11 protein-coding genes are annotated in these 14,120 nt (G+C 72.0%); 3 read left to right on the top strand and 8 right to left on the bottom strand.

Annotated features, from left to right (window positions below):
- Nucleotides 1-214: 214 nt before the first annotated feature.
- The 5 genes from AB0K36_RS31310 to AB0K36_RS31290 form a co-directional block, all read right to left on the bottom strand.
- Entirely contained in the window at nt 215-2,797 is a 2,583-nt protein-coding gene (locus AB0K36_RS31310) for a SpoIIE family protein phosphatase (RefSeq protein WP_364600690.1), read from the bottom strand.
- Nucleotides 2,798-2,944: 147 nt separating this feature from the next.
- Complete coding sequence (locus tag AB0K36_RS31305; RefSeq protein WP_364600689.1) at nt 2,945-3,361, bottom strand: ATP-binding protein; 417 nt, start codon at nt 3,359-3,361, stop codon at nt 2,945-2,947.
- 128 nt (nt 3,362-3,489) lie between these two features.
- Nucleotides 3,490-3,918: a (deoxy)nucleoside triphosphate pyrophosphohydrolase gene (locus AB0K36_RS31300; protein ID WP_364600687.1), complete on the bottom strand. Its 429-nt coding sequence runs from the start codon at nt 3,916-3,918 to the stop codon at nt 3,490-3,492.
- Nucleotides 3,919-3,970: 52 nt separating this feature from the next.
- Nucleotides 3,971-4,150 (bottom strand): SPOR domain-containing protein, encoded by a 180-nt coding sequence (locus AB0K36_RS31295; RefSeq protein WP_189466259.1) that lies wholly within the window; start codon nt 4,148-4,150, stop codon nt 3,971-3,973.
- A gap of 204 nt (nt 4,151-4,354) precedes the next feature.
- Entirely contained in the window at nt 4,355-5,107 is a 753-nt protein-coding gene (locus AB0K36_RS31290) for a GntR family transcriptional regulator (protein ID WP_189466261.1), read from the bottom strand.
- Nucleotides 5,108-5,345: 238 nt separating this feature from the next.
- Here AB0K36_RS31290 and AB0K36_RS31285 point away from each other — a divergent pair, with 238 nt between their 5' ends.
- Nucleotides 5,346-6,713 (top strand): glycoside hydrolase family 18 protein, encoded by a 1,368-nt coding sequence (locus tag AB0K36_RS31285; protein WP_364600685.1) that lies wholly within the window; start codon nt 5,346-5,348, stop codon nt 6,711-6,713.
- A 126-nt stretch (nt 6,714-6,839) separates the two neighbouring features.
- On the opposite strand, the gene AB0K36_RS31280 is transcribed toward AB0K36_RS31285, so the two are convergent.
- Both AB0K36_RS31280 and AB0K36_RS31275 read right to left on the bottom strand, forming a co-directional pair.
- Complete coding sequence (locus AB0K36_RS31280) at nt 6,840-7,937, bottom strand: DUF4190 domain-containing protein (RefSeq protein WP_364600683.1); 1,098 nt, start codon at nt 7,935-7,937, stop codon at nt 6,840-6,842.
- A 236-nt stretch (nt 7,938-8,173) separates the two neighbouring features.
- A complete protein-coding gene (locus tag AB0K36_RS31275; RefSeq protein WP_364600681.1) occupies nt 8,174-9,754 on the bottom strand; it encodes a S8 family peptidase in 1,581 nt (526 codons plus the stop codon).
- A gap of 191 nt (nt 9,755-9,945) precedes the next feature.
- Here AB0K36_RS31275 and AB0K36_RS31270 point away from each other — a divergent pair, with 191 nt between their 5' ends.
- A complete protein-coding gene (locus AB0K36_RS31270) occupies nt 9,946-11,043 on the top strand; it encodes a threonine synthase (RefSeq protein WP_364600679.1) in 1,098 nt (365 codons plus the stop codon).
- A 143-nt stretch (nt 11,044-11,186) separates the two neighbouring features.
- Entirely contained in the window at nt 11,187-11,666 is a 480-nt protein-coding gene (locus tag AB0K36_RS31265; protein WP_364600677.1) for a hypothetical protein, read from the top strand.
- Between the two features lie 48 nt (nt 11,667-11,714).
- Here AB0K36_RS31265 and AB0K36_RS31260 read toward each other — a convergent pair whose 3' ends face one another.
- Nucleotides 11,715-14,081, bottom strand: a complete 2,367-nt coding sequence (locus tag AB0K36_RS31260; protein WP_364600675.1) for a DEAD/DEAH box helicase — start codon at nt 14,079-14,081, stop codon at nt 11,715-11,717.
- Nucleotides 14,082-14,120: the final 39 nt, after the last annotated feature.

Raw genomic sequence — 14,120 nt, 5'->3', positions numbered from 1 at the left:
GCCCGCCACCCGCCCCTTCCCGTAACCGGGGGCCCCGCCCCCGGACCCCCGCGCCTCAATCGCCGGCGGGGCTGACAAAGTCAGCCCGCCCGGCGATTGAGGGCACCGCGCGAAGCGCGGTACGGGTCCGGGCGGAGCCCGGTTTCGGGAAGGGGCGGGGTGGGGGAACAGCCCGCCGCAGGCGCGAACCGTGCCTGCGCGCGTCGGCGGCGCCTCAGAACATGCTCAGCAGCTGCTCCACCGTCGGCTCCGCCGACCCCTCGCCGTCCGGCAGTGGCAGTTCGAACCACACCGTCTTGCCGCGCGGCGTACGACGTGAGCCCCACGCCGCGCTCAGGAGTCCGACCAGTTGGAGGCCGCGGCCGCCCTCGTCGGTGTCGCGGGCACGGCGCCGTCGGGGCTGGACGAGGCCGGCGTCCCACACCTCGCAGACCAGGGTCCGGTCCCTGAGCAGCCGCAGCCGGATCTCGCCCTCGCCGTACCGCAGTGCGTTGGTGACCAGTTCGCTGACGAGGAGCTCGACGGTGTCGACGAGCGCCTCGAGGCCCCAGGCGGTCAGCTGGGCGCGGGCCAGTTCGCGGGCCCGGCCCACGGAGCGGGGTTCGCGGGACAGTCTCCAGTCGCCCACGGCCTCGGTCGGCAGGCCCTGTATACGGGCCATCAGCAGCGCGATGTCGTCCTCGCCGTGCCGCGTGTCGAGGGCGCCGAGCACGTGGTCGCAGACGTCCTCGAGGGGGCGTACGGGATCGGCGAGCGCCGCGCGGAAGGCACGCAGGCCCTCGTCGAGCGGGTGGTCGCGGGACTCGACCAGACCGTCGGTGTACAGGGCGAGGAGGGATCCCTCGGGTACTTCGACCTCCACCTCTTCGAAGGGTTCGCCGCCCACGCCGAGCGGCATGCCCGGCGGCACGTCGAGCAGCAGGGCCTCTTCGCCCGGTTCGACGAGGACGGGCGGCAGATGGCCCGCGTTGGCGAAGGTGCAGCGTCGGGTGACCGGGTCGTACACGGCGTACACGCAGGTCGCGAGGTACACCTCGGAGAGGTCCGCGTCGCGGGAGGTGTGGGCGACGCGGGAGGGAACCTGGGCGCCGCCGGAGGTGCGGCCGCCCTTGGCGGGGCTGCCGAGGCCGCGGGCGATCTCGTCGAGCGCGGAGAGCACTTCCGCGGGTTCCAGGTCGAGCAGTGCCAGGGTCCTTACGGCGGTGCGCAGTTCGCCCATGGCGACGGCGGCCCGCAGCCCGCGGCCCATCACGTCCCCGACGACCAGGGCGGTGCGGTGGCCAGGGAGTTCTATGACGTCGAACCAGTCGCCGCCGACCTCGGTGGCGGTGGTGCCGGGCAGATAGCGGCAGGCGATGTCGAGACCGGCCGCCTCCGGGTCGCCGGGTGGCAGCAGACTGCGCTGGAGGATGAGGGCGCGTTCGTGCTCCCTGCGGTACAGCCGGGCGTTGTCGATGCAGACGGCGGCCCGGGCCGCGAGTTCGACCGCGAGGGCCCGGTCCCGTTCCCCGAAGGGCTCGCTGCCCTTGGTGCGGGAGAACTGCACCAGTCCGACGACGGTGTCGTGCGCGACCATCGGTACGGCCAGTGTCGACTGGACGAGGCTGCCGTCCTCGCCGGGGATCGACCGGACGGCGGCCGTGCGCAGTGCGCCGGCGCACGGCGAGTTGAACGGGTAGCGGTGGACCTCGCCGACCGCGGTGGGGGCCCTTCCTTCGGGCGCGCATCCCGGGGTGGTCATCAGCGGGGCGTCGGAGACGGCGCTGGCGAAGGCGACCCTGCGCAGTTCGGCGCTGCCTCCTCCGAAGCCCTCTGAGCGGGCGGAGCCCCACTGTCCGGGCGGCGCCTCGTCGCCGGTGAGCAGTCCTTGGTACAGGTCGACGGAGGCGAGGTCGCAGAAGCCGGGGACGGCGACGTCGAGGAGTTCGCGGGCGGTGGTCTCCAGGTCGAGGGAGTTGCCGATCCGGGCGCTCGCCTCGTTGAGGAGGGCGAGGTTCCGGCGGGCGTTCGCGGCCTCTCGGGCGGCGATGTGACGGCGTGTGACATCGGTGCCGACGCCGGCGACCCCGACGGGCCGGCCGGATCCGCCGTGCACCCGGTAGAGGTTGATCGACCAGTGCCTGCGGTCGGTGCTGCCGGGTGCCGTGCCGACGATCTGGAGGTCGGTGACGGGGTCACCGGTCTCAAGGACCCTGCGCAGCGCGGCGTTCATCCGCTCCGCCTCGGGGCGGGAGAGGTAGTCGTGGACGGTGCGGCCGCGGTGTTCCTCAGCGGCGCCGCCGAAGACGGTGGCGAAACGCTGGTTGGCGCGCTGCACGGTGAGGTCGGTACCGAAGAGCAGGAAACCGAAGGGAGATTGGCCGAAAATGGCCTGCGATGCGGCGAGGTCCGTCTCTATCCGGCGCAGTGCGCGGACGTCGACGACGATGCACAGCGCGCCCTGTTCGCCCTGGGCCGTCTCACTGGGCATCACGTAGATCTCGGCGAGACCGTGCGCCCGGCTGCCGCCCGGCATCCGGAAGGGGACGAGCCCGGTCCATTCCTTGCCGTCGAGAATCTCGGCCAGTCTGCGGCGTCCTCGGGGCCGGAGCTCCGCGGGCATGAAGACCTCGACCGGGTCCTTGCCCCTGGCCTCGTCGGCAGTGATGCCGAACAGTTCCACGGCCCGGTCGCTCCACTGCTCGACCAGACCGTCGTGGCCGATCGAGAAGGAGGCCACCTTGATGTAGTCATAGATCGAGCCAGGCGGGCTGCTCTGCCATACGACATCGCTCGCCGTCTCAGGTATTTCGCTCACGCGACCGTCCCCTCCAGCTCACCGCACCGGACCGGCCATGACCGCAGTATTCAGCACTACGGCTCCCACCGACACGGCGTTCACGATCACAGAGCGGTCTCGTTCGTTTTGAGCCGACTCCGGCGTGATCGTCGTCCCTGAAGACTTCTAACCAGTGAGAGCCAGCTCGAACCACACGGTCTTGCCCGTCCTGCCCCGGCGCGTGCCCCAGCGACGGGCGGAACAGGCCACCAGTTGCAGCCCTCGTCCGCTCTCGTCCTCGGTGCGCGCCGGCCTCTCCACGGGTGGATCCGGAAGGGGATCGGAGACCTCCACCAGCAGGACCGGGGCCGCGCCGGAAGGATCCCGGCGGCTCAGGCGAAGGTTGATCGGGCCAGGGGTGTAGCGCTGGGAATTGGTCACCAGCTCACTCACCAGGAGCACCGTCAGATCACCGACGGCGGCGTCGATTCCCCACAGCCGGAGGGTGTCGCGGACCGCGTGCCGGGCGGCGCGCACCACGTTCGGTTCGGCCGGAAAAGTCCACTCGGCGCATTCGCCTCGGGTGCCGATCACGCCGATCACTTCCCCGGATCACCAGCGGAACCACGTCCTGTTTCAGGGGGTTAATCAGCACATACCCTATTTGTCGCCCGAATTACCGCCCACGGACCGCAATGGCCGCACGCGTTGCACCGGGACGGCCGGGCGCCTCAGCGGTGCGCGCCCTCCCCGGTCCCCTCCGCACGCTCCTGCCGGTGGCGCGCGCAGGCGGCGACCGCGGGCACGTCCTGGTCGAGCCAGTCGACGGCGTCGAGCTCGCCGGGCGCGAGCCAGCGCAGGGCGTCGTGGTCCTGAAGCGGCCTGGGCTCGCCGGACAGCAGACGGACCGTCCACACCTGGAGCACGTAGCCCGCTCGCAGCGGCCATTCGCCGGGGACCCGGTCCACCGGCTCCGTCTCGATGCCCAGTTCCTCGCGCAGTTCTCGCACGAGCGCCTGCTCCGGACTCTCCCCCGGCTCCAGCTTCCCGCCGGGCAGCTCCCAGCGGCCGGCCAGGTCGGCGGGCGCGCTGCGCCGCGCGGCGAGGAGCCGCCCTTCGTCGTACACGGCTCCGGCCACGACCACCACGCGATCAGTCATGCGGCGGAGCGTACTGGGCCCGAGCGCCGGGGTGCGCGCTCCGGCGGCGCCGTCAGCGGGCGGTCCGGCCGACCCGTTCGACCCAGTAGAGCCGCTGGTGGCCGCGCCCGTCGAGGGTGTCCGCGATCTTCTGCGCCTCCGCCTCTGTCGCGTAACGGCCGACGCGATAGCAGTTGCCGTTGCCGTCCTGCCGTATGACGAGCCAGGGCAGGACAGCTCCGCTCTCGGTCATCGCGCCCCTCCCTCGGCCGGCCCGCTTGTCCGTAACGATCGCCAGGAAACCGCAGTACGCATATGCCCAAGCCTACGCCTGACGTTCACTGAGCGGATACGGGTTTTCACAAAGAGACAACAAGAGGGGCGCATCCGACTGGATACGCCCCTTACCCCCGTACCGGCGGCCGGTGCGGCGCCCGCCCCGGGCGCCGCGGAAACGTCACCTCACGGGCAGGTGGTACGCGATGCGGTAGCGGTCCGCGGGCACGACGACGTCGGCGGTCTCCACCGCGCGGCCCGAGGCGTAATACGTACGTTCGACGACCATCACCACATGGCCGGGCACGCCACCGAGGGCCAGCAGCTCCTCGGCGAGGCCGGGCCGGGCGCCGACCTCTTCCACCACGTTGTCCACCACGATGTCGATGGCGGCCATCCGCTCGACCACTCCGCAGCCGCCGAGCGGGCCCTCCTCGGGCAGCATGACCGGCGTGCGCCCGGTGACTTCGAGCGGCTCCCAGGAGGTGGAGAGCATCATCGCCTCGCCCGCGTCCCGGAAGACATAGCGCGTGCGCATCACGCGGGAGCCGAGCTCGATGCCCAGCCGCTCGGCCACCTCCGGGGTCGCCGCCTCCTGCTCGCTGCTGGACTCCCACGTCCCCCGGGCGCCCTCCTCCGCCTGCTCCTGCCGGAACGGGCTGGCTCCCGACGGCGGCCGGAAGCCGGACCGGGCGACCCGGCGCGGCACGGGTCGCTCCCGCACATATGTCCCCGAGCCCGAGCGGCCTTCCACGAGCCCTTCCGCCATCAGGACCTTGCGCGCCTCGAGGGCGACCGTGTCCGAGACGCCGTACTCCTCGCGGATGCGGGCCTGCGAGGGGAGGCGGGTGTGCGGCGGCAGCGAGCCGTTCACGATCTTCTCGCGGAGATCGCTCGCAACGCGCAGATAGGCGGGCTGCTCACCGAATGTCACTGGCCACTCCCCAACAGGTTGACAGACTGCAACAGAGTGGCAACCGTCGGTTGTTGACCGCAAGTGTGGGCCAACGTTTCACCCGAAGTGATGATTTGGCGCTGAGCAGAGGTTTACCGCGAGTACGGACCGTCCGACGGCGGTACCCCTTGACCGCAATGGTCCATACCAATACGTTCCTGCGCACACGACACCGTTCTCGGAACCCGATTCCGGCACGCGCACAGGAATGAGCCCGATGCGTCGAAGAACCTTTGTCCGGGCGGCCGTTGCCGTCTGCTCGCTCTCGCTCGTCGCCACCCTCGCCCCCGCCGCCGTCGCCACCTCGGCCCCGGACGCGGACCGGGGCAGCGGCCACAGCAACCACAAGCAGTCGTACAAACGTGTCGGCTACTTCACCCAATGGGGCGTCTACGGCCGGGACTTCCAGGTCAAGGACATGGACACCAGCGGCCAGGCCGCCCGACTCACCCATATCAACTACGCCTTCGGCAACGTGAACGCCGACGGCAGGTGCTTCACCGGGAACGTCCCCGGCGAGGCCGACGCCTGGGCGGACTACGTCCGGCCGCTGGAGGCCCAGGACTCGGTCGACGGCGTCGCCGACACCGCGGAGCAGCCGCTCGCCGGCAACTTCAACCAGCTGCGCGAGCTCAAGGCAAAGCACCCCGGCCTCAAGGTCATGATCTCGCTGGGCGGCTGGAGCTGGTCCACCCACTTCTCCGACGCGGCCCGGACGCCCGAGTCCCGCAAGGCGCTCGTCTCCTCCTGCATCGACCTCTACATCAAGGGCAACCTGCCGGCCGACGGGGCGCGCGGCGGCGAGGGGGCGGCCGCCGGCCTGTTCGACGGCATCGACATCGACTCGGAGTGGCCGGGCTCCGAGGGCGACGCCGACACCGTGTACCGGCCGGAGGACAAGCGGAACTTCACGGCGCTGGTGCACGAGTTCCGCACCCAGCTGGACGCGTACGCCAAGTCCCGGCACAAGGCCGAGGGCGGCAAGCGCAAGCACTACGAGCTGTCCGCCTTCGTGCCGACCGCGCCGGCCAAGATCGACGCCGGATTCGAGGTCCGCAAGATCATGCGGGACTTCGACTTCGTCAACCTCCAGGGCTACGACTTCCACGTCTCCGGCGAGAAGACCACCGCCCAGCAGTCGGCGCTGTACGCCCGCGGGGACTTCAGCGTCGACCAGACCGTCCGCGACTGGCTGCGGCGCGGTGCGCCGGCACGCAAGCTGGTGGTCGGCATGCCCTTCTACGGGCAGGGGTGGACCGGGGTGACCGGCGGGGGCGACGGCATGGGCCGCCCGGCGGCGGCGCCCGCCCCGGCGACCTGGGCGGCCGGCTACGAGGACTACAAGGCCCTCAAGAAGCTCGCGGACTCCGGTACCTACAAGGTCCACCGCGACCGGCGCAACGGGCACGCGTGGCTCTTCGACGGCACGACCCTGTGGACGTACGACGATCCCGCCGTGCTCCGCGCCAAGACCTCGTACATCCGCGACCGTGGCCTCGGCGGCGCGATGTTCTGGTCGCTCGACGGTGACACCGCCGACGGCGAGCTGACGGCCGCGGTCGACGGCGGGCTGAGCCGCCGCTGATCCGCCGTCCGGTCCGCCACTGACCCGCCGTCCGGTCCGCCGCGGATCCGGCGCGGCCCCGTACGGATCCGTCCGTACGGGGCCGCAGCCGGCCCGCGACAGGCGCCGCGGGGCGGGCCGGGGCGCTCACGCGCCGGTCGCGTACTCCTCGTCCGGCGGCGGGGTGGTGCTCAGTCCCAGGGCGTCCCGGGCGGCGATCCGCGCCTCGGTGGTCAGCGCCCACTCCGCGGCCGTCACATGCGCCCAGAAGGCGTCCTCGTCCGCCGCCTTCGCGGCCGCGGCCCATTGCTTGCCGGAGGCCTCGAACTGCCCGGCTCTCGCCGACAGCGGAGGTGACGCCCCCTCGGGCCAGGAACGGCCGCGCAGCGCCGTCGCCTGCTCGGCCAGGACGGTGGACATCTCCCGCGCCCAACTCCGGTACGGCGCCGGGTCCTCGGCGAAGTCCGCGTCCGGCTCCTCGTAGGCCGCGCTCTCCACGGCGTGCTCGGCGTTGATGTAGGAGAGCTGGTCGGGGTCGTGGGTCCCGGGGCCCACGCGGAGCGACCTGGTCAGCCCGTCACCCGTGAGCGCGCAGGTGACCTCGCGGTCGCCGCGCGCCCAGCTCTCCCTGGTCGGGATGTAGTAGTACATCTCCACGTCGTCCGGGAACGCCCAGGAGTCCGGGACGTACGCGTCGTTGAGATCGAGGCAGCGATCCTCCGCGAACGCCTCCCCCGCCGGGCTGCCGGGTGCCGGGTCGGAGCGCTGGAACCGGTAGGTCCCGGTCACCTCGGCGTCGTGCCGCTCGCCGCAGGGGACGACGTCGACGTTCACGACCTCCCGCTCGAGGTCGCCTCCCGGCACGTTGAAGCACTCGCCCTTGCGCAGGTTCTGGGTGCTCTTGGAGCGGGAGGCGTTCTCGACACCGTCGCGGATCCCGTTCCAGGCGTCGCCTGCCGCGCCCGTCGCCACCATGAGCAGGACGAGCAGCGTGCTGACCGACGACAGGACGATGCCGGCGATCGCCATCCCCTTGCCGCGGCCGCCCGTGCGGCTGATCTGCCCGAGGGCGACGGCGCCGAGGACGAGCCCGAGCGGTGGCAGACAGCAGACGACGCCGACGACCAGCGAGGTGATGGCGAGGCCGTTCACGGGCTCCGGGCGCGGGGGCGGCGGGTAGGGCAACGGGTGCTGGTACGACGGTTGTTGCGGGTAGGACGGCCCGCCCTGTGCGGATGGGTCCACGGTGCGGGTGCTCCTCGTCGGTCCGGTGCTCGCGCACACCGATGTGAACAGGCGCGCGAATGATACGACGCGGCACGGACAGCGCCGTGGGCGGCCGGGGCACGGCCCAAGGGCACGGCGCAAGCATGCGAAGGGGCACGGCGAAGGGGCGGCCGCTCACGCGACCGCCCCTCGACTGCTCAGCCTGTCATCGGCTCATGGCCTCGCGGCGCATGGGCTGTGCGGGCTCGATTCACTCAGAACTGGAGCGCCCAGGAGTCGATCTTCCCGGTGTCGTACGACGCGTTGTCGCTGACCCGCAGCTTCCAGGTGCCGTTGGCCGCTTCGGACGACGCGTTCACCGTGTAGGTGGTGATCACGTTGTCCAGGCTGCCGCCGGACCCGTACGCCTTGAGGTTGTAGACGGAACCGTCGGGAGCGACGAGGTCGATCCGCAGGTCACCGATGTAGGTGTGCTTGATGTCGACCGGCACGCGAAGGCTCGTCGGCGCGTTGCCGGCGACTCCGCTGACGGTGATCGGCGACTCGACGGTGGAGCGGTCGCTGATCGCGTAGTCGGTGAGGTTCTCGAACCGGTCGCCGGTGGGCGGCTCGGTGCTGCCGCCGTCTCCGACGTTCAGGAGACGGTTCGGCGAGCCGGTGCCCGGGCTGGTCACGACACCGCTGGTGGCGGCGGTGGTCAGGGCCGTGGAGACCTGGGCCGGGGTCGCGGTCCTGTTCTGCGCCAGGTACAGCGCTGCCGCGCCGGCGACGTGCGGCGTGGCCATCGAGGTGCCGGAGATGGTGTTCGTCGCCGTGTCACCCGTGTTCCACGCCGACTTGATCGACGAACCGGGGGCGAAGATGTCCAGCACGCTGCCGTAGTTGGAGAAGCTGGAGCGGGCGTCGGAGCTGGTGGTGGAGCCGACGGTGATGGCCTCCGCGACGCGCGCGGGCGAGTAGTTGGAGGCGTTGGACCCGTCGTTGCCCGCCGCCACCGCGTAAGTGACGCCGGAGGCGATGGAGTTGCGCACGGCGGTGTCGAGGGCCGTGTCGATGCCGCCGCCGAGGCTCATGTTGGCGACAGCCGGCTTGACGGCGTTCCGCGTCACCCAGTCGATACCGGCGACGACCTGCGCGGTGGTGCCGGAGCCCGAGTTGTTGAGCACGCGGACGCCGACGATCTTGGCCTTCTTGGCCACACCGTAGGAGGAGCCCGCGACGGTACCGGCGACGTGGGTGCCGTGGCCGTTGCCGTCCTGCGCCGTGTTGTCGTTGTCGATGGCGTCGTAGCCGTTGAAGGCACGGCCACCGAAGTCGCTGTGGGAGATGCGCACACCGGTGTCGATGATGTACGCGGTGACCCCCTCACCGGCGGTGTCGGGGTAGGTGTAGCTCTGGTTCAGCGGCAGCGCCTTCTGGTCGATCCGGTCGAGGCCCCACGAGGGAGGGCTCGGCTGGGTACCGGAGATCTTGAAGACACGGTTCTGCACGACGGACTCGACGGCCGGGTCCGCGGCGAACTTCTTCGCCTGCGCCTCGGAGACCTTGACGGCGTAACCGTTCAGTGCGGCGTTGTACGTCTTCTCGATCTTCGCGCCGTACTTCGCCGCGAGGCGCTTGCCCGCCCTGGAACCGGCGTCGCCCGCGGACTCCTCGAGGGTGACGATGTAGCTGCCCTCGATGGCTCCCGGCGCGCCCGCGTTCTCGATGACGCCCGTGGGCGCCGGCAGGGCGGCGGAGGCCGGAAGGGCGTAGACCGTGCCGAGTGCGAGCGCGGCGACGGATATGGCGCTGGCCGCGGCAAGTCTTCGCCGCGAGTCACGCATCACAGACATGTGAGGGGTCCTCCTCATTGGTGGTGCGTTGCTGTGGGGGATTGCGACAGGAGCATGCCAATGACGTGGCCCCAAATCCGCGTCATGTGCGTACGCCTGCCGAGCGAAAGATTGACCGATCCATAGGAATCCCACAAGAGGCCCGACCGCCAGGTAACAAGCGCGCCACACAACTGACATGCTGACGAACCATGACGATGTACCGCTGCTCCGACTGCGGAATCGGTTCGCCGGTCGATTCTGCCACCTGGTGCTGCCCGGGCTGCCGCGGGCCCTGGGACCTGGACTTCCGGGCCTCGCCGGTCCCCCTCGCCGAGCTGCCCGGCCGGGTGAATTCACTGTGGCGTTACGCGGAGGCGCTACCGCTGACCGCCCCCGTCACCTCCCTCGGCGAGGGCCGCACGCCGCTCGTCCCGCTCACCGCGACCGTCTCCGTGAAGCTCGACTTCCTCACGCCGACGCTGTCCTTCAAGGACCGCGGCGCGGTGATGCTGGCCGAGCTCGCCCGGCGCCTGCCCGGAGAGCCGCGCCGCGTGATCGCCGACAGCAGCGGCAACGCGGGGACGGCCGTCGCCGCGTACTGCGCGCGGGCCGGGCTGGACTGCACGGTCTTCGTCCCCGAGGCCACCTCCGCGAAGAAGGTGGAGCAGATCCGGGCGCACGGCGCACGGCTGGAACTCGTCCCCGGCGACCGGGAGGCCACGGCGGAGGCGGCCCGCGCCGCGGCCGGCGGCGAAGGGGTCTTCTACGCGAGCCACGTGTACAACCCCTACTTCCTGCACGGCACGAAGACGTACGTGTACGAGCTGTGGGAGGACCTCGGCGGCCGGCTGCCGGAGGCGATCGTCGTCCCCGTCGGCAACGGCACGCTGCTGCTGGGCGGGGCCCAGGCACTCACCGAGCTCCACGCGCACGGCCTGATCGGGTCCCGGCCCTCGCTGATCGCCGTTCAGGCGGAGGCCGTCTCGCCGCTCGCCGCGGCGTTCCACGCGGGCGCCGACGACCTGCTGGAGCGCTCCCCCGCCCGCCCGACGCTCGCCGAGGGCATCGCCATCCCGGACCCGCCGCGGGCCCGGCAGATCCTGCGGGCGGTACGGGAGTGGGGCGGGACGTTCCTGACCGTCACGGAGGACGAGATCCGGCAGGCCCAACGCGACCTCGCCGGGCGGGGCCTGTTCGTCGAGTCGACGGGGGTGGCCTGCTGGGCGGCGGCCGGTGGCTGGACCGACCGAACGGCGGTCGTGCCGCTGTGCGGAGCGGGGCTCAAGACGGGGACCGCCCCGGCCTGAGGCGGTCCCCCGCGGGATCCGGCCCGCGGCCCGCCCCGGTGACGGGATCCCGCCGTACGGCCCGACCAGCGGGGCCGTTCTCCTGGAGCGCCCGGCCGGACCGCCGTCGGCGCTACGATCGGCCGGTCGGCAAGGGGGCGGGGATGCGGAACGTGTCACGGCGGGCCGTGCTGGTCCTGGGGGCGGGGGCGGTGGCGTCCGCCTGCACCGGGCCGGAACCGCGGGACGGTGCGGAGGAGGGACCGCTGCGTACGGAGACGGAGCCGCTTGAGAAGGCGTTCGCGCTCCTCGGGCCGCTGAGCGACGCGCACTGGCTCGGCTACGACCGGGTGAAGAACAACGACGGCAGGTCGGTGCCCGGCCCGTCCGACATCCGGCTCGTCGGCTTCGCCCGGCTCGCGGACGGCAAGGCGGCCGAGCTGACGGCGGTCACGGAGCGCGCGTTCGGGCCGGGGCCGCTCGGTGAACTGCCCGAGCGACTCGTCACGTTCGCGCCCGAGGACGCGCAGTGGCAGCACAGCGAGGTCTTCGACAGCGAGATGACCGGCGGCGCGTACTCCGGCCGTTTCCTGCTGTCGCCGGCCGAGGGAATGGTCTGCTTCGACGCGCTGAACGTGCCGTAGGGGCGGCCGGGGAGGAGCGGCGCACCCGGGTCGTGAGCCGGGCGCCGGTCAGTCCGAAGGCTTCACGAGCGACACACCCACAGGCTCTTCGCCCGCTGTGTCCGCTGCTCCGGCCTCCTCCGGCGGCGGCCCAGTCTCCTCCGGCGGCCCGGTCTCGCTCAACGGCCCGGTCTCACTCACCGGCCCGGTCTCACTCACCGGCTCGGCCTCAGTCACCGGCTCCGGTTCCTCCGTCGGCCCGCCCGCGAGGCGTCGCTGTTCGTCCTCCACGATCCGGCGTGCCAGCGATCCGACCGAGATGTCGACCGCGTCCGGCGTGGCCTCCGCGACGTCGCTGCGGCGGGCGTAGGCATCGAACAGGCGGGACTTGCTCTCCAGGATGTCCAGCATCCGCTGGTCCACACTGTCCGTGGCGAGCAGCCGGTGGACCTGTACGGCGCGGACCTGGCCCATCCGGTGGGCGCGGGCGACCGCCTGATGCTCCATCGTCGGTTTGACCTGCGGTTCGCAGATGATGACCACCGATGCCGCCTGGAGGTTGAGCCCCACACCACCGGCCTCGATCTGCGCGAGCAGCACGGCGTGCCCCGGCGCGGCCGTGAACTCGTCCACGAGCCGCTGGCGGCGGGCGGCGGGCACGCTCCCCGAGACGGGGCCGAACACGCCACCCTCCAGGGCGGCCTCCACCGTGGCGAGCACATCGCGGAAGTACGAGAAGACCACCACTTTGAGCCCGTTGGCCGCGGCGTCGTCCACCAGCTCGCGCAGCCGCTCCAGCTTCGCCGACTTCTCGGGACGCGCGTACGCGGCCCTGCGCATCGCCATGAAGTTGCCGCTCGCCACGGCCTCCCGGTACGCCTCCGCGTCGTCCGCGCTGAACTCCTCCCACTCCTCCACCTGGAGCAGCGACGGCAGTTCGGTGAGCACGTCCTGCTGGTTGCGGCGCAGATAGGCCGGGGCGACCGCGCGGCGGAAGGCCTGGGACCCGGCGACAGCGTCGCTGCCCTGGATCTCGGGCAGCAGCGCCGGCTGGAGATGGCGGACGAGGTTGCGGAACTCCTCGACCCGGTTCTCCATCGGCGTGCCGGTGAGGAACAGGACCCGCTCGCACCGCTCGGCCCAGCGGGCGACGGCCTTCGACCTGCGGGCGTCCGGGTTCTTCACGTAGTGGGCCTCGTCGACGACGAGCATGCCCGGCGTGGAGCCGTCGGGTACGGCCAGGCCGTGCAGGGCGTCGAAGGTCGTGACGGCGATACCGCCCCGGTCCCGCCAGTCGGCGTACGCGTCGGCGCGGTCAGGCCCGTGCACCGGCACGGGGCGCAGTGTGCTGCGCGACCTGATCTCACGTGTCCAGTTGATGAGGACGCTCGCCGGGCACACCACCACGAAATGCGTGTGCCCCTGGGCGGCGAGGTGAGCGAGGGCGGCGATGGCCTGGACGGTCTTGCCGAGTCCCATCTCGTCGCCGAGGATCACCCGGCGCTGGGCGAGCGCGAAGCGGGCGCCGAAGGCCTGGTAGCCGCGGAGCGACACGCGGCGGTGGGTGTCGTCGAGCCGCTGCCCGCGGACGCGTTCCGCGAGTTCGGCGGGCAGGAAGCCTTCCGCCGTCTCCGGGTCGGGGCCACGGCCGGAGACCTCCGCGAGGAGGCTGTAGTACTCCGCCGACCGTAGCTCGAAGTCGACCCACGCGGCGGCCTCGGAAGCCGGGGGACGCAGCAGGTCGACCGACGCCTGCCCGAGCAGCAGCGGCAGTTCGGCGCCGGCCGCTTCCGAGGTCACCTCCCGGACGCGCGCGAGCGCCGTCAGCGCCCGCTCCCGGCCGTCCCGGCCGGTGAGCATCATGCGCAGCCGCCCGCCGGCGGGCCGCGCCGCCGTCAACGGCTCCGCCAGCCGCTTCTCCAGCCGCTCCGCGGCGTCCAGGGCACGCCGCAGTCCCGGCCCGGCCTCGACCAGCCGGTGCAGGGCGACGACGAGTGCGGTGGTACGCGGTTCCGGCCGGTCCACGTCGATCCGGACGGCGACGGTCTCCGCCACGGCGTCCGCGATCTGCCCCGCGGCGGCGATCGCCTGGTCGGCGGTCTGCGCGCCGACACCGGAGACCTGGCGCAGCTCGTACCGCCCCGCGGCGTGCACCTGACGCACCGTGCCGTATCCGGCCGCTTCGAGGGCGCCGAGCCGCAGCCGTCCTTCGGTGACGTCCTTGAGCCGGCTCACGGGAATGGACCCGAGTTCCTCGTCCACGAGCTCGGTGCGGATCGGGTCGAGCGCCCCGGTCACGTCCGCCAGCGCGCGCCGGTGGTCCGAGCGGACCGCCCGCGCGGCGTCGAGCAGCCGGCCGGCCTCCGCGAGCAGTTCCCTGGCCTCCCGTCCGGCGCGCACCGCTCGCGCCTCGCGCCCCGCACCGCCGTCTGTCATGACGCCCCTCATGTGCCTTCCGCCCCGACGTGCGCACAT

The organism is Streptomyces kurssanovii, from assembly GCF_040677245.1.
In the GTDB taxonomy this organism is placed as follows: Bacteria; Actinomycetota; Actinomycetes; order Streptomycetales; family Streptomycetaceae; genus Streptomyces; species Streptomyces kurssanovii.
The sequence above is the reverse complement of the archived record's forward strand: the minus strand, read 5'-3'. Positions and strand labels throughout refer to the sequence as shown.

What these genes read in the sequence shown, in the direction of transcription:
- AB0K36_RS31300 (WP_364600687.1), bottom strand. Translation starts at nt 3,918, where the DNA reads ATGACTGATCGCGTGGTGGTCGTGGCCGGAGCCGTGTACGACGAAGGG.
- AB0K36_RS31295 (WP_189466259.1), bottom strand. Translation starts at nt 4,150, where the DNA reads ATGACCGAGAGCGGAGCTGTCCTGCCCTGGCTCGTCATACGGCAGGAC.
- AB0K36_RS31285 (WP_364600685.1), top strand. Translation starts at nt 5,346, where the DNA reads ATGCGTCGAAGAACCTTTGTCCGGGCGGCCGTTGCCGTCTGCTCGCTC.
- AB0K36_RS31275 (WP_364600681.1), bottom strand. Translation starts at nt 9,754, where the DNA reads ATGTCTGTGATGCGTGACTCGCGGCGAAGACTTGCCGCGGCCAGCGCC.
- AB0K36_RS31270 (WP_364600679.1), top strand. Translation starts at nt 9,946, where the DNA reads ATGACGATGTACCGCTGCTCCGACTGCGGAATCGGTTCGCCGGTCGAT.
- AB0K36_RS31265 (WP_364600677.1), top strand. Translation starts at nt 11,187, where the DNA reads ATGCGGAACGTGTCACGGCGGGCCGTGCTGGTCCTGGGGGCGGGGGCG.
- AB0K36_RS31260 (WP_364600675.1), bottom strand. Translation starts at nt 14,081, where the DNA reads ATGACAGACGGCGGTGCGGGGCGCGAGGCGCGAGCGGTGCGCGCCGGA.